General features: G+C 64.7%; 19 protein-coding genes and 1 pseudogene. 5 read left to right on the forward strand and 15 right to left on the reverse strand.

Going from position 1 to position 25965, the window contains the following annotated elements; all coding sequences use genetic code 11:
• The 5 genes from QCE62_RS34650 to QCE62_RS34670 form a co-directional block, all read right to left on the reverse strand.
• Positions 1-144 (reverse strand): ATP-binding cassette domain-containing protein (locus QCE62_RS34650; RefSeq protein WP_409017891.1); only part of this gene is annotated, 144 nt, incomplete at its 3' end.
• 200 nt (positions 145-344) lie between these two features.
• On the reverse strand, positions 345-1541 hold the full coding sequence (locus QCE62_RS34655; RefSeq protein ID WP_309927930.1) for a PLP-dependent aminotransferase family protein: 1197 nt from the start codon (positions 1539-1541) through the stop codon (positions 345-347).
• 24 nt (positions 1542-1565) lie between these two features.
• Positions 1566-3065 (reverse strand): aldehyde dehydrogenase family protein, encoded by a 1500-nt coding sequence (locus QCE62_RS34660; protein WP_309927905.1) that lies wholly within the window; start codon positions 3063-3065, stop codon positions 1566-1568.
• Between the two features lie 84 nt (positions 3066-3149).
• Positions 3150-6101: an FAD-linked oxidase C-terminal domain-containing protein gene (locus QCE62_RS34665; RefSeq protein ID WP_309927906.1), complete on the reverse strand. Its 2952-nt coding sequence runs from the start codon at positions 6099-6101 to the stop codon at positions 3150-3152.
• Position 6102: 1 nt separating this feature from the next.
• The gene (locus tag QCE62_RS34670; protein WP_309927908.1) at positions 6103-7131 is read right to left on the reverse strand and encodes a DUF1338 domain-containing protein; all 1029 of its coding nucleotides are present in this window, start codon (positions 7129-7131) and stop codon (positions 6103-6105) included.
• Between the two features lie 145 nt (positions 7132-7276).
• On the opposite strand from QCE62_RS34670, the gene QCE62_RS34675 reads away from it, so the two are divergent.
• The 5 genes from QCE62_RS34675 (at position 7277) to QCE62_RS34695 (ending at position 13105) form a co-directional block, all read left to right on the forward strand.
• Positions 7277-8200, forward strand: coding sequence for a LysR family transcriptional regulator (locus tag QCE62_RS34675; RefSeq protein ID WP_309821415.1), 924 nt, complete (start codon positions 7277-7279; stop codon positions 8198-8200).
• 208 nt (positions 8201-8408) lie between these two features.
• On the forward strand, positions 8409-9500 hold the full coding sequence (locus QCE62_RS34680; RefSeq protein WP_250462503.1) for an ABC transporter substrate-binding protein: 1092 nt from the start codon (positions 8409-8411) through the stop codon (positions 9498-9500).
• A gap of 24 nt (positions 9501-9524) precedes the next feature.
• Entirely contained in the window at positions 9525-10751 is a 1227-nt protein-coding gene (locus QCE62_RS34685; RefSeq protein WP_309927909.1) for an alpha-hydroxy acid oxidase, read from the forward strand.
• Entirely contained in the window at positions 10748-12160 is a 1413-nt protein-coding gene (locus tag QCE62_RS34690; RefSeq protein WP_309927911.1) for an FAD-binding oxidoreductase, read from the forward strand. Before QCE62_RS34685 ends, QCE62_RS34690 begins: the two co-directional genes overlap by 4 nt.
• Before the next feature lie 39 nt (positions 12161-12199).
• Positions 12200-13105 carry a dihydrodipicolinate synthase family protein gene (locus QCE62_RS34695; protein WP_309927913.1) on the forward strand — a complete coding sequence of 302 codons (906 nt, stop codon included), beginning with the start codon at positions 12200-12202 and terminating at the stop codon, positions 13103-13105.
• A gap of 79 nt (positions 13106-13184) precedes the next feature.
• Here QCE62_RS34695 and QCE62_RS34700 read toward each other — a convergent pair whose 3' ends face one another.
• From QCE62_RS34700 to QCE62_RS34745, 10 genes and pseudogenes are all read right to left on the reverse strand, one after another.
• Positions 13185-15938 carry a ParA family protein gene (locus QCE62_RS34700; protein ID WP_309927915.1) on the reverse strand — a complete coding sequence of 918 codons (2754 nt, stop codon included), beginning with the start codon at positions 15936-15938 and terminating at the stop codon, positions 13185-13187.
• On the reverse strand, positions 15935-16426 hold the full coding sequence (locus tag QCE62_RS34705) for a hypothetical protein (protein WP_309927917.1): 492 nt from the start codon (positions 16424-16426) through the stop codon (positions 15935-15937). Before QCE62_RS34705 ends, QCE62_RS34700 begins: the two co-directional genes overlap by 4 nt.
• A 344-nt stretch (positions 16427-16770) precedes the next feature.
• Positions 16771-18771 (reverse strand): hydantoinase B/oxoprolinase family protein, encoded by a 2001-nt coding sequence (locus QCE62_RS34710; protein WP_309927919.1) that lies wholly within the window; start codon positions 18769-18771, stop codon positions 16771-16773.
• Between the two features lie 9 nt (positions 18772-18780).
• Complete coding sequence (locus QCE62_RS34715; RefSeq protein WP_309927921.1) at positions 18781-20832, reverse strand: hydantoinase/oxoprolinase family protein; 2052 nt, start codon at positions 20830-20832, stop codon at positions 18781-18783.
• Positions 20833-20853: 21 nt separating this feature from the next.
• A complete protein-coding gene (locus QCE62_RS34720) occupies positions 20854-21885 on the reverse strand; it encodes an extracellular solute-binding protein (protein ID WP_309927923.1) in 1032 nt (343 codons plus the stop codon).
• Between the two features lie 38 nt (positions 21886-21923).
• Positions 21924-22745 carry an ABC transporter permease gene (locus QCE62_RS34725; RefSeq protein ID WP_309927924.1) on the reverse strand — a complete coding sequence of 274 codons (822 nt, stop codon included), beginning with the start codon at positions 22743-22745 and terminating at the stop codon, positions 21924-21926.
• Positions 22742-23644 carry an ABC transporter permease gene (locus QCE62_RS34730; RefSeq protein WP_309927926.1) on the reverse strand — a complete coding sequence of 301 codons (903 nt, stop codon included), beginning with the start codon at positions 23642-23644 and terminating at the stop codon, positions 22742-22744. Before QCE62_RS34730 ends, QCE62_RS34725 begins: the two co-directional genes overlap by 4 nt.
• A complete protein-coding gene (locus QCE62_RS34735) occupies positions 23644-24879 on the reverse strand; it encodes an ABC transporter ATP-binding protein (RefSeq protein ID WP_309927927.1) in 1236 nt (411 codons plus the stop codon). The genes QCE62_RS34730 and QCE62_RS34735 overlap by 1 nt, the downstream gene beginning before the upstream one ends.
• 71 nt (positions 24880-24950) lie before the next feature.
• Positions 24951-25574: a helix-turn-helix domain-containing protein gene (locus QCE62_RS34740; protein ID WP_309927928.1), complete on the reverse strand. Its 624-nt coding sequence runs from the start codon at positions 25572-25574 to the stop codon at positions 24951-24953.
• A 240-nt stretch (positions 25575-25814) separates the two neighbouring features.
• Positions 25815-25965 (reverse strand): annotated as a pseudogene (locus tag QCE62_RS34745) (electron transfer flavoprotein subunit alpha/FixB family protein); the annotation flags it as partial.

Consider the following 25965-nt stretch of genomic DNA (forward strand, 5'->3'; position numbering starts at 1 on the left):
CAGCAGCGTGGTCTTGCCCGAGCCGCTCGGGCCCAGCAGCGTCAGGAACTCGCCCTGTGCGACGTCAAGATCGGTCGGCGCGAGCGCGACGAAGTCGCCGTAACGCTTGCACAGACCGCTGATCTGGAGATTGATGGTTGCCATACAGGTCACTTCCTTGAACAAAAACTCAGCGCGCCGTCTCGAAGATGTCCAGTTGCCGGACGAGTTCCTCACGCAGTCGCGCTGTCAAATCAGGCGCCAAATTCACGAGCGGCGCCAGCACAAAGCCTCATGCTGAAACATGGACGAGCGAAAGCGCCGGGAACAATACCCGGCGCTTTCATTTGCGAATAGTGTCAGCTTCAGCCCGGCAACGCCTCGCGCGCACGCGCAAGCCGCGCCGCCGCTTCACCTATCTCGCCGATACCCGGCGCGGCGAACGACAGACGGAAAGCAGCGGCATCGATGTGATCGGCATAGAAGGCCTTGCCTGGCACGAACAGCACCTTCTGCGCAATCGCATGCTTCAGCAGTTCCGATGAATCGACACCGTCCATGCGCGCCCAGACGAACATCCCGCCTTCAGGCCGCTGGAATTGCAGCGCGCCCGCGAGCTGTGCATCGAGTGCATCGCACAGGGCCTCGCACTTGCGCCGATACTGCTCCGCGATGCGCGGCAAGTGTTCCGTCAGCGCGCCCTGGGCGAGATACGCGGCGGCGATCGCCTGCATCCACGGCGCGCTGCACAGATCGGCAGTCTGCTTGGCGACGGTGCAGCGCCGCACGATGTCCGCGGGCGCGACGGTCCAGCCAATCCGAATCCCCGGCGCCACCACCTTCGACAGACTGCCGAAGTACACGACGCGCTCACGTCCGCCGTCGATGTCCTGCGCCACCTTCAGCAGCGAAGGCAAGGCCTCGCCGGCAAAACGCAGGTCGGCATAAGGTTCATCTTCAACGATGATGAAGCCATGCTTCACCGCCAGTTCGACAAGCGCCTTGCGACGTTCGAGCGACAGCGTCGCGCCTGTCGGATTGGCGAACGTCGGCACGGTGTAGAGCAGCTTCGGCCGTCCCGCCTCGCCGCTTTCGAGCATCGCCGCGAGCCGTGCGACATCCAGCCCTTGCGCATCCACCGGCACCGTCACGATGCGCGCCTGCTGCATCTTCAGCGCCTGCAACGTGGCGGGATACGCGGGCTGCTCGGTGAGCACGGCATCGCCGGGGGCGACCAGCACGCGCAGCAACAGATCGAAGCCCTGTTGCGAGCCGGTCGTGACCATCAATTGATCCGCAGGCACCGTCACGCCGCGTTGCTGCATGAGCTGCGCGAGTGCGTCCTTGAGCTCGGGCAGGCCATCGGTGGGACCGTATTGCAGGCAGCGTGCGGGCTGCGTCCACGCCTGAGCGGCGGCGCGCTGCAAGCCGTCGGTATCGAACAGATCGCTCGCCGGATAGCCGCCCGCGAGCGAGATCATCCCCGGCTCGCCGAGATACTTGAACAACTCGCGGATCGGCGAGCCGCCGGGGTTCCGGAACGGCTCAGTGAAGTCGTACATCATGATGGCTCCGGAACGCGCGGCTTATTCGATCGAAAAGTCGATGCCCTGAGCCAGCGGCAACGCGGACGAATAGTTGACCGTGTTGGTGGCGCGGCGCATGTAGCCCTTCCATGCGTCGGAGCCGGACTCGCGGCCGCCGCCGGTTTCCTTCTCGCCGCCGAACGCGCCGCCGATCTCCGCACCGCTCGGCCCGATGTTCACGTTGGCAATGCCGCAATCACTGCCCGAATCCGAGAGGAAACGCTCGGCCTCGCGCAGATCGGTCGTGAACACGCACGACGAAAGACCATGCGACGCCGCATTGTTCGCTTCGATCGCCTCGCTGAATTCGCGGTACTTCATCACGTAGAGAATCGGCGCGAAGGTTTCCTTCAGCATCACCGCGGTCTGCGACGGCATCTCGACGATGGCCGGACGCACGTAGTAACCGTTCTCGCGGCCCGCCACGACATGACGCTCGCCGCCCGTCACCGTGCCGCCTTCGTCCTTCGCCTGTGCAAGCGCGGCCTGCATGCGCTCGAACGATTGCGCGTCGATCAGCGGACCCATCAGCGTGCCGGCCGTGAGCGGATCGCCGATGGCGACCTTGCTGTAAAGCGTTTTCAGACGCGCGACGGTCTGCTCATACACGCTTTCGTGCACGAACAGGCGGCGCAGCGTCGTGCAGCGCTGGCCCGCTGTGCCGACTGCCGAGAACAGGATGCCGCGCAGCGCGAGTTCGCTGTCGGCGGTGCCGGTCACGATGCCCGCGTTGTTGCCGCCGAGTTCGAGGATCGAGCGGCCGAAGCGCTTCGCCACTTCGATGCCAACCGTGCGGCCCATCTCCGTGCTGCCCGTCGCGCTGACGACCGACGAGCGCGGGTCCGCGACGAGTTGCGCACCGATCTCGCGGCCGCCGTTGATGACGCAGGTGAGGCCCTTGGGTGCATCGCCGAATTCGGCGAGCGCGTCTTCGAGAATGCGGTCCACGGCAAGCGCGGTCAGCGGCGTCTTCTCCGACGGCTTCCAGATCACGGCATTGCCGCACACGAGCGCGAGCGCCGCGTTCCACGACCACACAGCCGCCGGGAAGTTGAACGCCGAGATCACGGTGCAGACGCCGAGCGGATGCCACGATTCCGCCATGCGATGGCCGGGACGCTCCGACGCGATGGTCAGGCCGTACAGCTGCCGCGAGAGACCGACCGCGAAGTCGCAGATGTCGATCATTTCCTGCACTTCGCCCATGCCTTCCTGAAGAATCTTGCCGGTCTCCAGGGTGATGATGCGTCCGAGCGCTTCCTTCTTCTCGCGCAGCTTGTTGCCGAGCAGGCGCACGAGTTCGCCGCGGCGCGGTGCGGGCACGTTGCGCCAGGCTTCGCTGGCGGTCTTCGCGGCGGCGAGCGCGGCATCGGCTTGCGCTTGCGTGTGGCTCTGCACATGGCCGACAACGGCGCCGTCGATCGGCGAGCGCACGACGATATCGCCTTCTTCGGCCAGACGCGCGATGCCCAGATCGGAAAGAATGGTGGAAGCTTTCAAGGATGGATCTCCAGTGGAACTGGCCCGATTGTGCGAGTGCGCGCAACCGGGCTCAAGCGAGTTAATTGCAGGACTTGATGCGCTTCACGCATCAAGCGAAGTGAGTTCGCGCTGTGGCGCAGCCTTGCGCGTGCCGTGTTGCAGCGCGCGTTGCAGCAGTTGCGCGACATGCAGCGTGTGCCGTTGCGCGCCGTGCGCGATCTGCTCGCGGCAACTGAAGCCGTTGGTGACGATCAGCGTGTCCTGCTGCGCCGCGCGCACGAGCGGCAACAGCTTGTCTTCGCCGATCTTCATCGAAAGCTCGTAATGGTCCGCGTTGAAGCCGAACGAACCGGCCATGCCGCAGCAGCCGGTATCGAGCAGCTTCCAGCGCACGCCGAGTCGACCGAGCAGCGCGGTTTCCTTCTTCATGCCGAACAGCGCCTTCTGGTGACAATGGCCGTGCAGCAGCACGTCGGCGTCGAGTGTCGGCCAGTCGAAGTCGGCATCGGCGACGAAGTCCGAGAACATGAAGGTCTGGCGCGCCAGTTGATGCGCGAGCGGATCATCGGGAAGCTGCTTGACCAGTTCGTCACGGAACACCGACAGGCAGCCCGGCTCCAGACCAACCAAGGGCGTGCCCGCGCGGATCTCGTCGGCGAAGGTGTCGAGCACTTCGCGCAGCATCGCGCGCGCTTCGTCGAGCAAGCCGTAGTCGTACAGCGGACGGCCGCAGCACAGACGCTTCTTCGGCAGCACGACCTCATAGCCCAGCGCGGCCAGCACGTCGCTTGCGGCGTGCGCCACATCCGGCGTGAAGTGGTCGTTGAAGGTATCGACCCAGAAGAGCACCTTGCGCGTCGGCTTCGCGGCATTGCGATGGCCCTGCGCCGCCGTCGCACGGAAGGTGCGCGGCGCGAACACCGGCAACGCGCGATCCTTCGCCACGCCGGCGATCCATTTGCTCACCGGCGCAAGCGGCCGGAACGAAGTCGCGAGATTGGCGAGCCACGGCGCGCGCGCGGCAAACGGCGCCCACTGCCCGATGCGCCCCATGAACCACGCCTGACGCGGACGCCGCCTGCGGGCATAGTGATGGGACAGGAATTCGGCCTTGTACGAGGCCATGTCGGTATGCGTCGGACAGTCGCTGCGGCAGCCCTTGCACGCAAGACACGTGTCCAGCGCTTCCTTGACTTCGACACTGTCCCAGCCGTCCTTGATGACGTCGCCCTGCAGCATCTCCCACAGCAGATGCGCACGACCGCGCGTCGACTGGCGTTCCTCGCGGCTGCCGCGAAAGCTCGGGCACATCGTGCCGCCATCGAGCGAACGGCACTTGCCCATGCCGATGCACCGTTCCACCGCGCGCTGCATGCCGTCGCCTTCGGGACTGCGGAAGGTGAGCTTCGTCTGCAACTGCACGGGCTTGTACGCGGGGCCCATGCGCAGGTTTTCGTTGGCGCGATAGGCGTTCACGACCTTGCCCGGATTCAGGCGCTGCGCCGGGTCCCAGATGGCCTTGAACTGCTCCATCGCCGAGATGATGTCGGGGCTGTACATGATCGGCAGGAACTCGGCCTTGGCCTGGCCGTCGCCATGTTCGCCCGACAGCGAGCCGCCGAATTCCACGACCAGTTCCGCCGCCTCGCGCAGGAAACGCCGCCATACCAGCACGCCTTCCGCGCTGCGCAGATCGAAGGTGATGCGCGCGTGCACGCAGCCATCGCCGAAATGGCCGTACAGGCAGGTCTCGTAGCCATGACGGTCCACAAGCGCCTGGAAGCGCCGCAGATAATCGCCGAGGCGCAGCGGATCCACCGCCGCATCCTCCCAGCCGATGATCGGGTCCGGCTTCGACGGATCCACCGACAACGCCACCGCCGACGCACCCGTCTCGCGGATCGACCAGATCAGCGCCTGCTTCGCCTTCTCCTCGACGATGAAACCGGTCACACCCTCGCCACCCGCGCCGGACAGGAAGAACGCGCGCGCTTCTTCGGCCTGCGCGCGAGCTTCGGCGGGCGTATCGGCGCCGAATTCGAGCACGACCCACGCGTCGCCTTCCGGCAGCAGCGCGATTTCATCGGTCTTGAGGCCACGCGCCTGCAGGCCGCGAATGATGCCGCGATCCAGCCCTTCGATAGCGATGGGACCAAAGCGCTCGAAATGCGCGACGCCATCCGCCGCGACGAAGATATCCGCGAAGCCGAGCACGAGGATCACGCGGCTCGCCGGACTGTGCACGAGCCGCACCTTCGCGCGCAGCGTCACCGCGCACGTGCCTTCCGTGCCCACCAGCGCCCGCGCGACGTTGAAGCCGTTCTCCGGCAGCAGTTGATCGAGATTGAAGCCGGACACGCGGCGGCGGATCTGCGGAAACTCGCGGCGAATTGCGTCGGCATAGCGGTCGCGCAGATCGCGCAACTGCCGATAGATCTCGCCCTGCCGCCCGCCATCCGCGATGATGCGGTCGAGTTCATCGGGCGACGTCGGACCGGTCCAGAAGCGCGCGCCGTCATACGTGAGCACTTCCAGCGCTTCGACGTTCTCGGCGGTCTTGCCCGCCATCACCGAATGCGCGCCGCACGAGTTGTTGGCGATCATGCCGCCGAGCGTGCAGCGGCTGTGCGTCGCCGGGTCCGGACCGAACGTCAGGCCATGCGCGCCCGCCGCATCGCGCAGCGTGTCGCAGATCACGCCCGGCTCGACGATCGCCGTGCGCGCCTCGGGATCGATCGACACGACCCGGTTCACGTACTTGCTCGCGTCGGCCACCACCGCGACGTTCACGCACTGTCCGTTCTGCGACGTGCCGCCGCCGCGCGTCAGGAACGGCACGTCATGCTGTCGGCACAGTTCGAGCGCGCGCGCGAGGTCATCGACATCGCGCGGCACCACGACGCCCAGCGGCACCTGCCGGTAATTGGACGCATCCGACGCATAGAGCGCCTTCGCGCCGGCATCGAAGCGCACTTCGCCGCGCAACGCGGCCGCGAGGCCGCGCTGCAGCGACTGCAACTGGGCGGCATCCGCCGCATACGGCTGCGCGCTCACCTTACTTCGCCGCGCCGGCCGTCATCTTGAAGATGCCTTGCGCATTGCCGGCATCGAAGCGCAGGTCGGTGACCCAGGCGCGGGCCGCACGGTCGAACTCGCGCTTGCGCGTGATGAACTCGTAGAACGAGCCCGGCACCTTGCGCGTGACCGTGTCGCCTTTGGCGGTGCGGAACATGCGCTCGACCGTGTCCGCGCGATACGCCGTCTGGAACACGCGTCCGGAACGCGAGCGTTCGACTTCGGGCTTCATCGGACGGCCCTTGGCCTTTTCGTCGTCGGAGAGCTGGAACACGTCGGCGACGCGGTCGGTCGCGTGATTGAAGCCGTTGCCCTCGGTGGCGATCCACGCCATTTCCGCCGATTCCGCCAGCAGCAGTTCATAGTCGGCCAGCATGGGCAGGTCGTGCTGACGCTCGAATGCGCCGACGATCACCGGCAGCAGCTGGTGCGCCGCGTCAATGGGCAGCGAGCCGTCGCGCTCCAGTTCCGACAGTTGCGCCACCGCCAGCGGCGTGAGCGGATCGCGCGATGCGCCCACCACATTCGTCACGGCCTGCTGGAAGGTCTCCGAGAAACGCTCGGGATGCAGTTCGCTCACGAAGAACTGCGCGATCTCGTCGGGCGCGTCTTCATGGGCATAGGAACGGCCGGTCATGCCGAGCTTGTCGAGCGGATAGCGCCCGTTCAGCCGGAAGCCGAGCGGCCGGAGAATGCGGGTGAACGCGGCTTCGCCCGGCGGCAAGCCGCCGTTCTGCGGCCAGCGCACGGTGCGCAGCGCGCCGTGGTCGAAATACACGGAGCCGCCGTTGGCGATGGTTTCATCGGTATAAGTACGGCCGTTCGGCGAACGCGCGAGCAGGCCTTCGAAGAGCGCCATGTTCATCGCCTGGGCCAGTTCGGCGCGCGTGACGGTGCCGGGTTCCCAGTCGTTCAGGATCGAGGGGGCGTTCAGGGTCTTGAAGAGCAAGCCCGTCTTCTCGGAGCCGAGCAGACGCTCGAGCAGGCTTTCGATATTCGTATTTCGCATGGTCGCCTGGTATCGCGGTTGGACGTTGGCCGCGGGCCTTCACGCACGGTGGCGGAGCCGCAACGGCAAGGCCGCATTATTTTTAATCGTTGTGCCGCGCGTAAAGCGAGATTAAATTGTGACTTGATGAGTGTTTGGAATCACCATGCGCAAGTTCAAGATCCCCAACATGGGCGCGCTGCTCGCCTTCGAAGCCGCCGCGCGCCATGAAAGCTTCACGCACGCGGCCAAGGAACTGTTCCTCACGGAGAGCGCGATCTCCCGTCAGATCGCCACGCTCGAATCCAATCTCGGCGTGCGCCTGTTCGTGCGCGCCAAGCAGCGCGTGGTGCTGACGCGCGCGGGCCGCATCTACGGCACGCAGGTGCGGCGCTCGCTCGAACAGCTGGACCGCGACACGCTCTCCATCATCGCGCACGGCAGCGGCGGCGGTTATCTGGAGCTGGCCGTGCTGCCCACGTTCGCGTCGCAGTGGCTGATTCCGCGCATCGGCGATTTCTACGCATGCACGCCGGACGTGCGCGTCAACATGGGCGTGCGCACGGATGCGTTCTCCTTTGCCGAGTCGCACTTCGAAGCCGCCATTCACTATGGCAAGCCCACCTGGCCCGGCACCACGGCGGACTATCTGTTCGGCGAGGAAGTGGTGCCGGTGTGCAAGGCATCGCTGCTGGAGCGGCCCATCGGGCACGTGCATGAACTGCTCGCGTATCCGCTGCTGCACTCCACCACGCGGCCGGACGACTGGACCCGCTGGTTCGCGAGCCTCGGCGTGGAGGACGCGAGCACCATGCACGGCATGCGCTACGAGCTGCACACCATGGCGATCAGCGCGGCCGCAGCGGGCCTGGGCGTCGCGCTGGTGCCGAAGTTCCTGGTGAGCGGGCAGCTCGAACAGTTCGGGCTGATCGTGCCCTTCGAGGCGAGCATCAAGGCCGACTCCGCCTACTACCTCGTCTATCCGACCGAACTCAGCCATGGCAAGCCGCTGGAGAAGTTCCGCGAATGGCTGCTGAAGCAGGCCAGCGAATACACCGCCGACGACGACTGCAAGCCCGCAAGGTCTTGAGCATTTCGCATCATGTGGTGCTTTTATCTCGTTTGGCTAAGCGTAACGTCTGATCGATCATGAGTACACGCTGGCGAGGCGCGTCGAATGCGTCGAATGCGTCGAATGCGTTGATGAGGCGCGGCGAGCCGCCAGACCATCACTCTCGGGGCGCCGCGCGTGCATTGCCTGTGCGCGCGGCGCCCGTTTTCGCACCTCGGGGACCCACATGGCAAACGACCAAAAGAAACCTTCCACCGCTTCGCGCCGCGACTTCATCCGACTCGGCGTAGCCGGCGCGGCCGGACTTGCGATGCCTGCCATCTGGACCTCGGCGAAAGCCGCTTCGAAGCGCCTCGTGGTGCGCGACTCGGGCGGGGTCTACACCGACATCTACACCCGCACGCTGTACAAGCCGTTCCAGCAGGCGACGGGCATCGAAGTGGTGGGCGTGGCCTCGGGCGCTGAACCGACCGCGCAGATCAAGAGCATCGTCGAGACGGGCGCGAAGACCTGGGACATGGCCGAGTTGAGCTTCCCGGCCGTGTACCTTCTGTCGCGCAAGGACAAGGTCTATCTGGAGCCTGTCAATCTCGACGGCAACGCAGCCGTCGCGAAGATTCCCGCGCAGTTCCGCGACCAGTATGCGATCGGCCACAACGTCTACACGACGGTGATGACCTATCGCTCGGACGCCTTCAAGGGCGGCAAGACACCCGCTTCCTGGGCCGACCTGTGGGATGCCAAGGCGTTCCCGGGCCGCCGCGCGCTGCGCAAGTTCCCGTTCGACACCATCGAAGAAGCGCTGATGGCCGCCGGCACGCCGCCGAGCAGCGTCTATCCGTGCGATCTGGACAAGGCGTTCAAGAGCCTCGACCGCGTGAAGCCGAACATCGACATCTGGTGGACCACGGGCGCGCAGTGCGAGCAGTTGCTCAAGTCGGGCGAAGTGGCGATGGCGTCGAGCTGGCTGGCGCGCGTGCTGCCCGCCATCGATGCGGGCGCGCCGCTCGCGATTGCCTGGGACGGTCACATCTACGGTCCGCAAGGGTTCGGCATCATGAAGGGCGGCGACAATGTCGATGCCTGCCGCCAGTTCGTCGCGTTCTGCGCGGACCCGAAGCGCCAGGCGGAAGTCGCGAGCGCGCTGGCGGTCGGGCCGACGCATCCGGACGCGTTCCAGTACATTGATGCGAAGCGCGCGAAGAACCTGCCGACCTTCCCGGACAATCTGAAGCGCGGCGTGCGTATCGACCCGTCGTACTGGCCGGCGCATCAGGATGTCGCGATCGAGCGTTTCAACGACTGGGTGCTGCGCTAACCCTCGTCGAACCATCACGATGCAATGAGTCTTTTCTATTCTTCAACGCAGGGCTTCGCCAACGTCGCCGATTACCGTGAGGCCGCGCGACGGCGGCTGGCGAAGATCGCCTTCGACTATCTCGACGGCGGCGCCGAAGACGGCCATACGCTGGCGCGCAACCGCGCCGCGTTCGCCGATGTGCATTTCGCCCCGCGCGCGATGGTCGATGTCTCGCACGTCTCGCCGGCCGCGCAGTTGTTCGGCTACGCGTCCGCCGCGCCGATGGTCGTCGGGCCGACCGGACTGAACGGCCTGTTCTGGCCCAAGGCCGATGAAACGCTGGCCCGCGCTGCTGCCGCGCGCGGCGTGCCGTTCGCGCTGTCGAGCGCGTCCACGTCGTTGCTCGAAGACGTGCGCGCCGCCGCGCCGGACGGCGAGCTGTGGATGCAGCTGTACGTGCAGAAGGATCGCCGGATCGCCGAGAGCATCATGCGGCGCGCGTCGGAAGCGGGCTACACGACGCTGCTCGTCACGGTGGACACGCCCGTGCATGGCCGCCGCGATCACGATATTCACAACAACTACCGCCTGCCGCTGCCGATCACGCCGAAGCTGATCCTCGATCTGCTGCGGCATCCGCACTGGGCGTTGCAGATGGCGCGCCAGGGCACGCCGCAACTCGTCAACCTGGCCCGCAGTCTCGGCGAAGCGCCCGATTTGCAACGTCAGGCGGCCGCGCTGGCGCGCCAGATGGATCTGTCGCTGGCGTGGTCGGACATCGCGTGGCTGCGCAAGCACTGGAACGGGCCGCTGCTCGTCAAGGGCATCCTGACCGTCGATGACGCGCGTCTCGCGCAGCAGCACGGCGCGGACGGCATCGTGCTGTCGAATCACGGCGGCCGCCAGCTGGAAGGCGCGCATGCGCCGCTCGACGTGCTGCCCGCCGTGGCCGATGCGGTCGGCGATGCGCTGCATGTCTACCTCGATTCGGGCGTGCGGCGCGGCGCCGACGTGGTCAAGGCCGTGGCGCTCGGCGCGCGCGGCGTGCTGCTCGGCCGCGCGCCGCTGTATGGCCTCGCGGCACGCGGCGATGCGGGCGTCGCGCACGTGCTGTCGCTGCTGTTCGATGAAATCGTGACGACCATGACGCTGCTCGGCAGCCCCGGCATCGACACGCTGCCCGAGCGCATCTCGGGCGCGCGGCCCGGCACTGCGGCTGCGACCGGCAAACCCAACGTCACTGTCATATCCAAGCTGGTCCAATCATGAATCTGATCGAATCGCTGCTGCATATCGTGGGGCCGAAGGGCCTCGTGGACCTCGCCGACGCCGAACCGATGCTCACCGACTGGCGCGGCCGCTATCACGGGAAGGCGCGCGCCGTGGTCAAGCCCGCGGACACCGCGCAGGTCACGCAGGTGATGCAACTGTGCGCGGAGCTTGGCGTGAGCGTGGTGCCGCAAGGCGGCAACACCGGCCTCGTGGGCGGCGCGACGCCGTCCGAAGCGGGCGACAGCATCATCATCAGCCTCGCGCGCATGAGCAAGATCCGCGAGATCGACACGCGCAACGACACGCTCACCGTCGAAGCCGGCTGCACGCTGCAACAGATCCAGGAAACGGCGGCGTCGGTGGACCGGCTGTTTCCGCTGTCGCTCGCGAGCGAAGGCTCGTGCCAGATCGGCGGCAATATCTCGACCAACGCGGGCGGCACCGCCGTGCTGCGCTACGGCAACATGCGCGCGCTGGTGCTCGGCCTCGAAGCGGTGCTGCCGGACGGCCGCGTCTGGGACGGCCTGCGCGGCCTGCGCAAGGACAACACCGGCTACGACATGAAGCAGATGTTCATCGGCGCGGAAGGCACGCTCGGCGTGGTGACCGCTGCCGTGCTCAAGCTGTTCCCCGCGCTGCGTTCGCATGCCACGGCATGGGTCGCGCTCGATTCCGCCGATGCCGCCATCGAACTGCTGTCGCGTTGCCGCGCCACCTGCGGCGACGCGCTGACTTCGTTTGAACTGATGTCGCGCAGCCAGCTCGACGTGGTCTATCAGGAAGTGCCCGACACGCGCGATCCGCTCGACGGCCGGTCGCCGTGGGTGCTGATGATCGAACTCGCCGATGCCGCGCACGACGCGCCGTTGCAGGCGATGCTCGAAGACGTGATCGGCGCGGCGCTCGAGGAAGGCATCGCGCTGGATGCCGCGCTGCCCGCGAGCGAAGCGCAGGCCGCGGCGTTGTGGCATATCCGGCATATCGTGTCCGAGGCCAACGTGCGCTTCGGTACGAGCGTCACGCACGATATTTCGTTGCCCATCTCGCAGATTCCCGCGTGCCTCGCGCAGACCGAAGTCAGGCTGAACGAAGCGGGACTGGTGGAAGGCGCGCGCTTTCTCTATGTCGGGCACGTGGGCGACGGCAACATTCACTCGATCGTGCTGTTCCCGCATTCGGTATGGGCGAAGGTCGAGGACTGCGACGCTCGCGTCGATGCGATCGGCAAGATCGTCAACGACGCCGCCGTGGAGTTCGGCGGCAGCATCAGCGCGGAGCATGGCATCGGCCGCGCGCATCGCGATGAACTCTCGCACTACAAGAGCGCGGTTGAACTCGACATGATGCGCGCCGTGAAGCGCGCGCTCGATCCGGATGGCCGGATGAATCCCGGCAAGCTGCTCTGACGCGCGCTGCTGTTCAAGGCTTTCACAGGACTCTCACCGATGACACTCGAAGTCTCCGCCCTCAAGGGCATGTACCCCGCTTTCCCGACGCCGTTCACGGCGGATGGCGCAACCGATACGGAACGTCTGCATGCACTGGTCGATACGCTGATCGCCGATGGCGCGACCGGCCTCGTGCCGGTGGGCGGCACCGGCGAATATACGGCGCTCTCGCCGGCCGAACGCACGCTGGTCGTGCGCGCGACCGTGGAAGCGGCGCGTGGCCGCGTGCCGGTGGTCGCGGGCGTGGTGTCGCCGGGCTATGCGGAAGCGCTCGATGCGGGCCAGGCTTTCGTCGATGCAGGCGCGGCGGCGCTGCTGCTGGTTACGCCGTTCTACGTCACGCCGAGCGACGCCGGCGTGAGAGCATATTTCCAGCGCTATCGCGATGCGGCGGGCGTGCCGCTGCTGCTGTACGACATCCCGGCGCGCACGCGTTATGCAACGCCGCCCGCCACCATCGCCTCGATGGCGAAGGAAGATGGCACGATCATCGGCATGAAGGCGTGCAACACGGATCTCAATGCGTTCGCGCGGACGGTGGCGCTGGCGGGCAAGGACATGGCGATCCTCAGCGGCGACGACCTGCTGTATGTGCATCACGTGCTGCTGGGCGCGGTGGGCGGCATTCTGACGTCGGCGAGTTTGTTGCCGAAGGCGTGGGCGCGGATTCATGCGAGTGCCGCAAATGGTGATGCGGCGACCGCGCTGCGTGAACATGCAATGCTTGCACCGATGCTCGATGCGATCTTCAGCGAGACCAATCCGGGTCCGGCGAAGAAGGCGTTTGAACTGCTCGGCGATGGCTTGGGGCCGGTGAGGTTGCCGCTCGTGGAACCGGCGGCGGCGACGGTGGCGCGGATGAAGGAGGCGCTGGCGGGGTTGCCGAAAGGGTGGTTGCCGTAAGCGCGAAGTTCCAGTTCGGAAAAGAACGGCTCCTGACGGAGCCGTCCTTTCGTGGCTTTGCTGATGCTTTACGAGCGCTTCATGCCTTGGCTCGTTCTCGTGCCTTGCGTGTCAGGCTGATGATGTTGGGCCGAGCGCCTTTGCGTTTCATACCCAAGCCGATTCGAAACAGCTCAGGCACTTCGAAGCTGCCCTCATCGGCATATGCAACGCCATATTTTTCCAGCAAATCGAGCTCACGAGACTCGATGCCCAGCGCAGCAGCCTCGGCACGATCGAACGGAGTTGTCATCTCCTGTAGTGTGCGCAGCTTGTCAAAGATGGGCTTCAGTTCCTGAACCTCATTCGGATACTCGCCCACCTTTGCACGACTCGTATATTCCACGGCCTTGCGCATTGCGTTCGGAGTCAACAAGCGGTCTTCCGGTTTGCTGCCGACCGAGTCGAACGCCGCTTGTTTGATAAAACGCACGAGATCTCGCGCAGTCAACCGGCCCGTGAGGTCGGTAAGGACGGCAATCACCCATTCGGTCGAACGTGCCTCTTTCGACGAATCAGCTCCCAGCTTGAGGCCCCAGATTGTTTTCAGGCCTGCGTCGCGATCGGCTTCAGGCTTTGAGCGCCACTCGGGCACCCATAGATCAGGAATAGCCTCGCTCTTTGCAGCGAGCCAGACCACCAGCTCCTGAATGTCGAGATCAAGCCACGTGAGCGCATAGTTCCGGTACGACGAACGGAACTGCTGCAGGTTCTGCTCGATCACGGCTTCCACCATGTCGCTGCGGGCGAAGATCAACGTACCTACCGGACGGCCAGCCTCCTCACGCAACCGCAGCGGCACCTCGCGCAACAAGGAACGTAATGCATCGGCATGCACGACGTCAGTAAAGGGATTGGTCAATATTTCTTCGAGGCCTTCGAACAAGGCGATCGGCTGGACGTTCAACTGCGCCACCGCTGAGATGAACAATTTCCAACTGGCGAAGCCCGCCGCCCGACCAATAAGACTGAGCCACAACTCTGTCCACTCATTGACCTTGTAGGCCGACGCAATGCCGTCGTGAATCGCCTTGATTGTCTCGGAAACACGCTCCGGCGCATTGCCGTCCACGGCTTGCGAAAAATCGGCCCGTGTCTTGTGCACCAGTTCCAACATCGTCTCCGAACTACCAACGGATCCGAGGACCGGCAGGAAGACACCGTTGAAGGTCGAGGAATCCGTCAGGTCCATGGACGACGCCGCGCTCGCCCAGCTTCCGTGCTGGAGCAGATAACGAAACGTCAGTGTCTTGCCTGTGCCCTTGGTTCCCTCGACCACAGCGATGGGAACGTGACGAATGAAATCAGCGAACAGGCGTTGCAGCGGCGGTGTCAACATCGGCCGCTCGAGCACGGCAGCGGTTTCGGCGAATTCCATCGTTCCAGCGAATTGCGCCAGTTTCTTGCAGGCTTCATCGTGCCGGTCGGCCGGTACAAGGAACGATGTCTTCGTTACTTGCGACGCCATGATGGCGGAACGGCTCGTGAGCCAGCCATCCATTTCTGCGACAAGTCCCGCCGTGAAACCCGTAATACGAAGATCAGCGGCGAAGGATTCCCAGTCATCCGTGGACGCGACGAGCTCGGACATGTGCGGAGCGAATCCAAACGCCAGCGCACTTTCATGCGACGGAGTCACATTGGTGCCGCCGTTTGTCTCCTCCGCACTGAGAATCGGAAGAAACTCTTGCTCTGCTTTGTCGTCGAGCCTCTTCTGCAGTTCGCCCCTGAATTCGCGATTTTCATACAGCAGGCGCGGAACCTGATTGATCAACACGAAAGGCTGTCTGCCGCGTTGTCCGGTCTGCCTTTCGATCAGCCCGATTGTCCGCAGCATGGCCTGCAATGCATTGATCGCCTGACCGCTCGCCGTGGTCACGAAAATGCGTTCGACCGTCGGATCCGTCAAGAAGTGAAGCGCGACGTCCACGAGCCCTGCCCTCAGATCGACGACGGCCAGTTCGCAATCCAAAGCCCGGGTCAATGCGCGAACCAGATCCACCATGAGATAGGGCTGATTCTTGCGCGCCGTAACGAGGTGTTCCGGCCGAATCGCAAACCCCGTCAGATCGTCCAGAAGCCTCTTGACCGGAAGGACATAGACATTGCCGATCTTCTGATCGAGCATTTCGCGCGCGGCGTAATCGACTGTGTCGTTGAGATCTTTGGACACGTCCGCGTGCGCGAGTGCAAGCAGATCTTCGAGCGATACATTGGCCTCGGGCTTGCGCGTCCGATACAGATAGCTGACGCCTGGCGCTTCGAAATCGGCGTCGATGAAAAGAATTGGCTTGCTTCCCGGGAGACTCGAGAGATGTTCGGTGAGCGCCATCGCGGAAGTCGTGCGCCCCACTCCGCCCTTCACGCTATGGAAGGCAACGACGGCTGGACTCGCTTCATTGCGCTCCGGGAACGAGATCGAGTACGCGCGGGTCCCATCCAACGAGGCGTATGGCCTGAACGGGAATGTTCGTCCGGAGGCGTTCGTAACCTCGTACCGGACGGGCAAACGCTCCCTTGAGAGCGGCCCTTGCAGGCGAATGCTCTCACTGGTTCCGTCAACCACGTACCAGCTTCGAAAATTGAGCGCCAGCCAATGCCTGACTTCGGCAATGTCAGCCTCCGCCTCGACAGTCAGAGTCAGACCTGTCCAGAACACCTCAGAGGCTATGAGTCCCTTCGGAGGCGCAAGTTCGGACCCATGGCTCGCCCCCCGCACGGGCACGACAGAAAGTCGCCGGGCGACATCGACCCAGGAAACGAGAGGCAATGTTGAAACGGCGGAGGCGTTCATAAAATTTCGTCCTCAAGGTAGGACAGAATGTCAGCGATAAACTTCTCGAGCGCGGCCTGATCATCGGAATCGACTTCGAGGCCATATCGCCATGCCTCATGCGCGCTGGACACGGGAAAGTCTTGACCGCCGTTATAACCTCCGACCGTCTTAAAGGGGCCGGTCGGAATCGGCACCCTCGCTGCAGACACCTTGAGCCGCTTCAGCATCTGATCCAGCTTGTGACTATAGCCTTCGACCTTCCTGGGGAAGGACGGATCCGATGTATCCGCGGGCATGGTCTGATCTCTTATCTCGTATTCAAACGGGATCATCAGGTTCTTGCTCAAAAGATACTTGAGTCCTGACTCTGCCGCATAAAATCTCAGCAACGAAGGCCCGAACGAAGGGTGCGGTTTTGCTGGATCTACAAGCGGTTCAAGAAGGTCAGCCAACTCTCGCGTGCGTCCAAAATTATGCTTGTGATCTTCCCGTTGGCTTACCAGCATGAAATGTACGGTTCGTTATTTGAGATGCAGAGGGATTGCGGGGCGACGAGATCTCCATTCAAGATTCGCTTGTAGCTTCGAAGCTCCCGAATGACCGCATTCTAACTGGTTCATAGGGCCATACCCCTGCCGGGACGCCGCACGATTTCATGCCGAGTGCTTGCTGACGCATCGCAAGTCGGCCGATGACCAGCGTTTTTCAAATGCTTCCAAGCCGTACCTTTTCCCGGTGCCGCGTAAACGAATCAAGGCGGTCTGATCTCTCGATTCAGGCCGCCTTTCGGGTTTCGGTGGGGTTGACTACCCCGAGGATCGGCTGATGTTCTGACTGTCTCGTTGGGCGCTCAAGCCGCCCGCTTCTCCCCCGCCTCCAGCGCCGGAAACTCCGCCACGAGTTCCGCGAACACCGCATGCACGATCTCCACGCCCGCCGCGACCTCCCCGCGCGCCGCCAGACGCTCGAACATCTGATGCTTCAAAAAGAAGCGCCAGCCGATCGACACCGACTCCAGGTATTCGCACAGCACCGCATAGCGCTCGCGCGTCCACACGGCTTCATGCGCGCGACGGTTCGGACCGTAGTCGAAGAAGCCATCGTCGAGCTTCCGCTCCGTGCCCATCCCGGCACGCAGCGCAGCGGTAGCCTGCACATCCAGCGCGCCATTCGCGATCACCACGCCATACAACTCACGAGCCTGCTGCGCCGACACATGACCACGCCGGACATCGCGTTCCACTGCTTCGGCCGCACGCAGCGTCGGCGCGCCGTAACCGCCGCCGCCATTGCCTTCGAGCCGGATCACATCGCCCGGCTCGCAGGCCACCAGGTCCGTATTGCCGAGCACTTGCTCGCGCGCCGTGCCCGGATTGCGCTTGAACACCGACGTGCGCCCCGCCATGCCGCCCTTGATGCCCCACGAGCCAAACAGCGTGCGGTCGCGATTGCGCGCCGTGATCAGCGTGTTCGGTGCGAAGACCTTGAACTCCATCGCGATGGCCAACCCGCCGCGATACTGACCCGCCCCGCCGCTGTCGCCGACGAGGCCGTATTCGAGAATACGGATCGGCACTTCGGCTTCGTTGATCTCCACCGGCGTGTTGCGCAGGAACGCCATGTTCGCGCCTGACGCATCCGAGCCGTCGCCGGCCGATGCACCGCCCGCACCGCCCATCACCGGACCCAGCGAAGCCATGATGGTGCGGCCCGCCGTGTCGGTGGTCTTGACGTTGAGCAGACACACGCTCGACGCCGGGCAGGCCGGCATGCGCTCCGGCAGCGCCTGCGCGAACGCGCCGAACACCGCCGCCTGCACGACCACGCACGTCAGCGTACGCATGCCCACCGCGGCTGGCGGCACCGGATTCAGCACGCTGCCGAGCGGCATCTCGCAGGTCGCGATACGCAACATCCCCGCGTTGAGCAGGATGTCCGGGTTCAGCGAATACAGCACGTAATTGAGCGCGACCAGCAACAGCGCGTGACGCGGATGATTCCCGGTCGGCACGTTCATCGACGACGTCAGTTGCGGATCGCTGCCGGAAAAGTCGAAGCCGAGCAGGCCGTCATCGACGGTCAGCGTCAGTGCAATGCGCATCGGCTTGCCGCCGACGGCGTCTTCATCGACGTAATCGGCGAAGAAGTACTTGCCATCCGGAATCGTGCGCGCCACCGCGCGCGCCTGGCTCTCCGAGTAATCGAGCAACTGGCCAATGCCCGCCTTGAACGCCTCGACGCCAAAGCGCTCGACGATCTCCAGCACGCGCCGCTCGCCCGTCGTCAGACACGCGATCTGCGCCTTCAAGTCGCCGATGTTCTGATCCGGCGCGCGCACGTTTGCCATCATCCACGACAGCAGCGTCTCGTTGACCACGCCGCCGTCCACCACGCGCGTCGGCGGAAAGCGGATGCCTTCCTGATGGATCTCCGTCAGCGTGCGCGACAGCGATGCCGGCACGGCGCCGCCCATGTCGGTGTTATGAATGTGCCCCGACACGAAGCAGATGATCTCGCCTTCGTAGAACACCGGCTTCCACATCACCACGTCCGGCGTGTGCGTCGCCACGTAACCGCTGTACGGATCGTTGGTCATGCACACGTCGCCGGGCTTGTAGTCCGTGAACGAACGGATCACCGGACCGTAATCCAGACCGACATACCACGTCGCGCCAAAGGTGCGCGGCGACGCGAAGGTCAGGCCGTCCACGCTCGCCAGTGCGCACGAGAAGTCCTCGGTTTCCTTCACGAAGGTCGAGTGCGCGGTACGCACCAGCGTATAAGCCATGCTCTCGGCCGCCGCGACGCAGTAGTTCGCGAAGATCTGCAGTTCCGATTTATCGAATTTCATGATCGGTCTTCAATGTTGAGTTGCGCGATTCGTCAGAACCAGATTGCCGAACGGATCGACGGTGACCGAGAAGCCCGGCAGCACGCAGGTGGTTGCATCGTCTTGCGAGACCACTGCCGGGCCTTCGAACGCCTGGCCCGCGCGGAGATCGGCACGGCGATACAGCGGAATGCGGCGCGCTTCGTCGTCCATCCACACGTCGATCTCGCGCACCGGCACCGGCGCCGCATCGCTCGTCGCGATGCGTTCGAGCTCGGGCTTCGGCGTTGGCGATGAAATCACCAGCCGCAGCGCCACCAGCTGAATGCCCGCGTGATCGTCGCTGTGGCCATACAGGCGACGATGTTCGCGATGGAACGCTTCGCGCACTGCGGCGAGATCGCCGGACGCGATCGTGGCGGCATCGAGCGCCGTCTCGATCTCGAACGATTGCCCGCGATAGCGCATGTCCGCCGTCATGACGATCGACACGCCCTCCGAGTGACCGATCTGCGCCGTCATCCAGTCGCGCGCCTGCTTCTCCAGTTCGCGGGCATCGTTCGCGAGGAGCGCGAGCGTCGCCTCGTTCAGCTCGTAGTAGGTCGTCTTGACGAAGTCGTTCTTGATGTCCGCGATCAGTCCGCCCAGCGCGCTCAGCACGCCCGGCGTGACCGGCACGGTGACATCCGGCATGTTCAGCGCGCGCGCCAGATAGCACGCGAGCATCGGGCCGGCGCCGCCGAACGGCAGTAGCGTGAAGGTGCGCGGGTCGATGCCGAAGCGCGACACGAGCCGGCTCGTGCCCGCATACATGCTCGACGTGGACACGCGGATGATGGCTTCCGCCGTCTGCTCGACGCTCTTGCCGAGCCGCCCGGCGAGCGTGCCGATTGCGCGGCGCGCGGCCTCGCGATCCAGCGACACCGAGTTGTACCCGAGGTCCGATTGCCCGAGCACGCCCATCACGGCGAAGGCGTCGGTGATGGTCGGCTGTTCGCCGCCGCGTCCGTAGCAGACCGGACCCGGATTCGAACCTGCGCTGTGCGGGCCGACCTTCAACACGCCGAAATCGTCCACCCACGCGATGGACCCGCCGCCGTCACCAATCGACGACACCGACACCGACGGAATATGAATCTGGAATTCGCCGATGTATTCGCCGGTCGCGTACTGCGGCTTGCCGTCGACGATCAGCGCGACGTCCGCCGTCGTGCCGCCGATATCGAGGCTCATGCAGTTGCGAATGCCGCACTGGTTCGCGATATACGCCGCACCGATCACGCCCGACGCCGTGCCCGACAGGATCATCTGCGCGCAGTTGCTTTTGCCGTTCTCGGCGCTCATCACGCCGCCGTTCGACTTGGTCACCTTCAGTTCGGCGGGCACGCCGGCTTCAGCGAGCGCAGCTTGCAGGCGCGTCAGATAGTCCGCGACCTTCGGCTGCACATAGCCGCTGATGATCGCGGTGGAGGTGCGCTCGTATTCGCGGATGATCGGCCACACTTCATGCGAGCACGACACGAACAGCTCTGGATAGTGCTTCGCGATCAGCGCCTTCACGTCCTTTTCATGCTGCGGATTGCGATACGAATGCAGCAGCGACACCACGACACCTTCGCAATCCGAGCGGCGAATGCCTTCGATGGCAGCAAGCACGCTGGCTTTGTCGATCGGCGCTTCCTCCCTGCCGTCCGCCGCAAGCCGGCCCTTCACGCCGAACACGCGGTCGCGCGGAATCAGCGGATCCGGCCGGCGCGACAGCAGGTGATACATGTCGGGGATCTTCAGGCGCGCAATGTCCAGCACGTCCTCGAACTTCTCCGTGGTGATGAGGGCGAGACGCAGGCCGCGCCGCTGCACCACCGCGTTGACGCCGACCGTCGTGCCGTGCGTGAAGTACGCGACATCGCGCGCCTCGATGCCATAGCGCTCGATCAACCCGGCCATGCCCGCCAGCACTTCGCTGCCGGGACTGTCGGGACGCGAGAACACCTTCAGCGTGCGGATACTGCGCGTGTCGTCGTCCAGCACCGCGAAATCGGTGAAGGAACCGCCGATATCGACTCCAATTCTCAGGCTCATGAACTCAATCCTCTGTTGCGGTCAGCGACCGATCTGCTTGTTCCACATCTCGACCCATTGCGGCGTCTTCTGCGAGATCACGTCGAACGGCAGCCACATCGAGTCGTTGTCCTGCGGCACGCGCGGCGCCACTTTCTCCGAGTACTTGACGTTCTTGTTCGAGGCCGAATACTGGATCAGGTTGGCGAAGCAGCTCTGCCCTTCCGCCGACGCCACCACGTTCATGAACTGGAAGCCGAGCGGCGAACCGTTCTTGACCTTTTGCACCATGGTCGGGAACGCGACCGCGCCCGGCTTCGGATTCAGATAGCCGATGTCCGGATTGCTCGCGTCATGCTCGGCCCAGGCGCGGCCGTCGAAGTACATGGCCATGTCGATATCGCCCGACTTGAGCGCCACCAGCGGCGAATTCGGTTCGCTGTAGAAGGTCACGTTGCCGCTCTTCTGCATCTTCTTGATCTCGTCGAGACCCGGCTGCACGTTGTCGAGACTGCCGCCGTACACCATCGCGAACAAGCCGATCAAGCCCTGCGCCGTGCCCACATAGGCGATGCCGGGCAGCGCCGCGTGCCACTTGCCGGCGTTGGTGCCGTCGACGAATTCCTTCCACGTCTTCGGCGGATTCGGCACGGCCTTCTTGCTGTACATCAGGCCGAAGTCGCCGAACGCGATGGGGAAGCCGTAGCCCTTGCCGTACGCGAGCATGTTCGGCTTGATGTCTTTCAGGTTCGGCACGTTCCTTTCGTCGATCGGCTCCACCAGGCCTTTCTGGCGGGCGATCTCGCCGCTGTCCACGAGGCCGATCATCACGTCGATGGGCGGATGCGCCGTGTTCGCCGCAATCTGGTTGATCCACTGCATCGGGCTGCCGAGAATCACGTCGACCGACTTGCCGGTCTGCTTCTCGAAGGGCTGCACGAAGCACTTGCGATAAGCCTGTTCCCATGCACCGCCGTAAGCGGTGACGGTCAGGTCGGCGGCGTGCGCGGTCAGCGCGGCGGCGGAAAGCGAGATCGCCAGCCCAGTGGCGCGCACAGCATGTGAGACGTTCATTCAGGCTCCGTAGCAGGTGAGGTGGTGTGGCGCTGGCTTCATTGCGTCGTCAACGCGCGCAGGCCGTAGGTTTTTTCGACGATCAACAGCAGGACAATGGTGATCGCCATCTGCACCGTGCTGATCGCGGCGATGGCGGGATCGAACTGGTTTTGCAGGTACGACAGCATCACGACCGGCAGCGTCGTGACGTTCGCCGTGCCGAAGAAATACGACACGCCGAGGTTGTCGAGCGACACGAGAATGGAGAACAGCGCGCCCGCGAAGATGCCCGGTGCGATCAGCGGCAAGGTCACGTGGCGGAAGGTCTGCCAGCGATCCGCGCCGAGCACCGAGGCCGCTTCCAGATAGGACGCGTGCGTGTTCTTGTAGGTGGCGAGCGTGGTGCGCATCACGTAGGGTACGGACACGACCGTATGCGCGATCAGCAGCGCGAGGAACGACACTCCAATGCCGATGTTCGACAGGAAGTACAGCAGCGACAGCCCGATCACCAGCGCGGGAATGGCGATGGGCGCGAGCAGGAAGGTGGTCAAGGCTGTCGCCACGCGGCCGCTGCTGCGGCCCACGCCGATCGCCGCAGGCACGGCGATCAGGATCGCGATGAACGACGAGCTGAGCGCGAGGTAGAGACTCGTCAACAGCGAATCGACGAACGGGCGGTATTCCCACAAGCGGTGATACCAGCGCAGCGACAAGCCGCCGAGCGGCACGGCAAGCGATTCGTCCGGCGAGAACGACACCAGCACCACCACCACGATCGGCGCGATGAGCGCGATGAAGAACAGCACAGTAAAGACGACGAGCGAACCGGCGCCGGCGCGCGCGGCCATTCTGTCGAGGGTTCCGGCGCGCATCATCGTGCGTCTCCGTTGCGTCCGGCGACGCGCAACTGGACATACAGGCACGCAAGCACGATGACGAGCAGCAGGTTGCCCATCGCGCTGGCGAAGCCGAGATCCTGGGTGAGCGAGAACTGCTGGAAGATCAGCAGCGGAAGCGTGACCACGCTGCCGTCGCCGAGCAGCAACTGCGTCACGAAGCTGCCGCTCGTGAGCATGAAGACCAGCACACAGCCCGTGAGAATGCCTTCCATCGCGAGCGGCAAGGTGACGAGCAGGAACGTGCGCGCCGCGCCCGCGCCGAGAATGCGCGCCGACTCTTCGAGACGCCGGTCCACGCCGCGCAGCACCGGCACGATGGAAAGCACCATGAACGGCACCATCACGTGCACGATGCCGATATATACGCCAAGCGGTCCGCCCAGCACGCGCAGCGGCCGTTCGATCAGATGCAGCCACATCAGCAGGTCATTGAACGGACCGTGTCGCGCGAACAGCACGCGCCAGCCGAACGTGCGCATGATGATCGACGTGAGCAGCGGCGCGATCAGCAGGAACAGCATCGGCATCGCGAGGCGTCCCGCGCGGCGCACCATGAAGTGCGCGATCGGATAGCCGAGCGCGAGACACAGCAGCGTCGCGATGAAGCTCACCTTGATGGTCTCGACGATCACGCCACGGTAGTACGGATCGACGAACAGCTTCTCGTAGTTCGACCACGGACTTGTCTGCGACGGCGCAGCCTGCGCGTCGAGTCCGAGGCTGCGCAGCGCGTTGCCGATCAGCGGAAACGCGAAGAACACAATCAGCAGCACGAGAGCGGGCGCGCACAGCAGCGCGATGCGCAGCGCGGCCTCGCGGGCGCGCCGCTGTCCTTGCGGCGCGGCGGCGGATGCGGTGGCGGCGGGCGTGGACATCAGCGCGCTCCTTCGCTCGCCAGCGGCCCGGTCTGCGTGACCGGCGCGATGCTCGCATCCGGCGCGGCGGCGGGCACGCCGTCCGGTTCGAGCACGACCACGTCGTGCGGGGCGAAGGACACCGTCACCGCCTGGCCGCGCGCATGGCCCGCGTGATCGGTGGAGAACGCTTGTTCGTAGGCGTAGATGCGCGGGCCGAGGCCCGGCACGTCGATCTCATAGGAATGTTGCGAGCCGCGAAACACGTGCTGCACGATCTGTCCGCGCAGGCGAATATGGCCTTCCTTGGGCGCATCGATAGTGATCTTCTCGGGTCGCAGCGCCACTTCCTGCGTGCCGGGCAAGTCGCCCTGCAACGCGCGCGGCAGGTCCAGCGTCATCTCGACCGGAGCGTTGCCGGATTCGGGCAGCGTGGCCACGGTCATCGACTGCACGCTGCGCGCGCTGACGCGGCACGCGAACACGTTCGCCGTGCCCAGGAATTCCGCGACGAAGCGGTTGCGCGGCCGGTCGTAGACTTCACGCGGCGCGCCGCTTTGCAGGATGCGCCCGTGACTCATGACGACGACGCGGTCGCTCATCGTCATCGCTTCTTCCTGATCGTGCGTGACCATCACGCTCGTGATGCCGAGTTCCTGCTGCATGCGGCGGATCTCGAACTGCATGCCTTCGCGGAGGTTCTTGTCGAGCGCGCCGAGCGGTTCGTCGAGCAGCAGCACCGAGGGATCATTGACGATGGCGCGCGCCAGCGCGACGCGCTGCTGCTGGCCGCCCGACAATTGGCTGATGCGGCGATCGCCATACTGCGGCAGGCGAATCAGATCGAGCATGCGCGTCACCTGCGCCGCGATCTGCGCCTTCTTCGCGCCCGCCATGCGCAGCCCGAAGCCGATGTTCTCGCCCACCGTCATGTGCGGGAACAGGCTGTAGTTCTGGAACACCATGCCGAGACCGCGCTTGTTCGGCGGCAATGCGGAGACGTCGGCGCCGTCGATGCGCACGCTGCCCGTATCGGGAAACTCGAAGCCCGCGATCAGCCGCAGCGTGGTCGTCTTGCCGCACCCCGACGGCCCGAGCAGCGAAACCAGTTCGCCCGGTTCCACGGCGAGCGTCAGCGTGTCGAGTGCCTGAACGCCGCCGTAGCGCTTGCTGACGCCTTCGAGGACGAGGCTCTTCGAACCGGTTCTCGCGGCGCCTGCCGCCGGATGCGCCGTAGCGCGACTAGGGTGATTCATGCGAGCTCCCAGGTGCCTGATCGGGGTGATGCGATTCAAATAAGGGCGTTGCGCGGGATGTTGCGGTTCGGCTAGGCGGACAGCGCCTTCATCTCCTGATCGAGCGCATGGATCAGCCGCTCGAGCTGGCGATGCAGCCATTCGGCTTCATGGCCGGCGAAGAACGTGTCGAGGAAGATGCCGCGCATCGACGAGAGCAGGAACGGCAGCAGTTCGATCAGTGCGCGCTTCGTGTCGGCCCTGAGCGACGGGTTCGCCTCGACCACGCGGTACATGCGTTCGCGCGTGCGCGTCCGGTGCTCGATGAGCGCCTCATGCAGCGCCTGATCCGGCCGCAATCCGATGTTGATTTCCCAGACCGCCCAATAGCGGCGGCTGCCGTACAGCGCCCACAGCGACGTGACGATGCCGCGTGCCGCGCCGTCGCCACGGCTCGCCGGATCGCGCAACTGGCGAAACAGCGCGAGCGCTTCTTCGGTGAGTTCGTCGAGCACCGCGAACAGCAGGCTCTCCTTGGTGGGGAAGTGGTGATGCAGCGCGCCGGTGGTCACGCCCGCATGCTCGGCGATGGCCGAGGTCGTCGCGCGGGCAAAGCCGAGGTCGCTCAGGATCGCGATGGCCGAGCGCACCAGCGCAGCCCGCGCGAGCGCGGTGCGGTCGGCCTGCGTGCGCCTTTTCGCGACGGTCGTCGTCATGGCCGGTCTCCGTTCTGGCGTCGTGCAGATACCATCTGCTCGGTATGTAAGTGAGGGTGGTTTCGCGCGAACGAGCGCGCGCAGCCGGCGCCGGCGGGCCCTGGCGAGCTCCGGCGGCGTCGTGTTGAAAATATTCTGGCGAGGAAAGAAACGCGTGTAGCGTGAGAAATAATCAAGACTTCATGCCGGAGGGGCATCAAGTCGGGATCATCGCTACAGGGGTGAGGAGGGTTTGCGGCTTCAGTTGACGAGTGCTGCGACCAGTTCCGGCACGACCGTGAACAAATCGCCAACGAGACCGTAATCGGCCACGCTGAAGATCGGCGCTTCCGCGTCCTTGTTGATCGCGACGATCACCTTGCTGTCCTTCATGCCCGCCAAGTGCTGGATC

It is taken from the genome of Caballeronia sp. LZ033 (assembly GCF_031451265.1).
GTDB lineage: Bacteria > Pseudomonadota > Gammaproteobacteria > Burkholderiales > Burkholderiaceae > Caballeronia.

Excerpts from the sequence above, each read along its gene's own strand:
- QCE62_RS34695 (WP_309927913.1), top strand. The coding sequence starts at position 12,200 with ATGACACTCGAAGTCTCCGCCCTCAAGGGCATGTACCCCGCTTTCCCG.
- QCE62_RS34670 (WP_309927908.1), bottom strand. The coding sequence starts at position 7,131 with ATGCGAAATACGAATATCGAAAGCCTGCTCGAGCGTCTGCTCGGCTCC.
- QCE62_RS34680 (WP_250462503.1), top strand. The coding sequence starts at position 8,409 with ATGGCAAACGACCAAAAGAAACCTTCCACCGCTTCGCGCCGCGACTTC.
- QCE62_RS34710 (WP_309927919.1), bottom strand. The coding sequence starts at position 18,771 with ATGAAATTCGATAAATCGGAACTGCAGATCTTCGCGAACTACTGCGTC.
- QCE62_RS34730 (WP_309927926.1), bottom strand. The coding sequence starts at position 23,644 with ATGTCCACGCCCGCCGCCACCGCATCCGCCGCCGCGCCGCAAGGACAG.
- QCE62_RS34675 (WP_309821415.1), top strand. The coding sequence starts at position 7,277 with ATGCGCAAGTTCAAGATCCCCAACATGGGCGCGCTGCTCGCCTTCGAA.
- QCE62_RS34715 (WP_309927921.1), bottom strand. The coding sequence starts at position 20,832 with ATGAGCCTGAGAATTGGAGTCGATATCGGCGGTTCCTTCACCGATTTC.
- QCE62_RS34735 (WP_309927927.1), bottom strand. The coding sequence starts at position 24,879 with ATGAATCACCCTAGTCGCGCTACGGCGCATCCGGCGGCAGGCGCCGCG.
- QCE62_RS34740 (WP_309927928.1), bottom strand. The coding sequence starts at position 25,574 with ATGACGACGACCGTCGCGAAAAGGCGCACGCAGGCCGACCGCACCGCG.
- QCE62_RS34720 (WP_309927923.1), bottom strand. The coding sequence starts at position 21,885 with ATGAACGTCTCACATGCTGTGCGCGCCACTGGGCTGGCGATCTCGCTT.
- QCE62_RS34655 (WP_309927930.1), bottom strand. The coding sequence starts at position 1,541 with ATGTACGACTTCACTGAGCCGTTCCGGAACCCCGGCGGCTCGCCGATC.
- QCE62_RS34685 (WP_309927909.1), top strand. The coding sequence starts at position 9,525 with ATGAGTCTTTTCTATTCTTCAACGCAGGGCTTCGCCAACGTCGCCGAT.
- QCE62_RS34700 (WP_309927915.1), bottom strand. The coding sequence starts at position 15,938 with ATGAACGCCTCCGCCGTTTCAACATTGCCTCTCGTTTCCTGGGTCGAT.
- QCE62_RS34705 (WP_309927917.1), bottom strand. The coding sequence starts at position 16,426 with ATGCTGGTAAGCCAACGGGAAGATCACAAGCATAATTTTGGACGCACG.
- QCE62_RS34690 (WP_309927911.1), top strand. The coding sequence starts at position 10,748 with ATGAATCTGATCGAATCGCTGCTGCATATCGTGGGGCCGAAGGGCCTC.
- QCE62_RS34725 (WP_309927924.1), bottom strand. The coding sequence starts at position 22,745 with ATGATGCGCGCCGGAACCCTCGACAGAATGGCCGCGCGCGCCGGCGCC.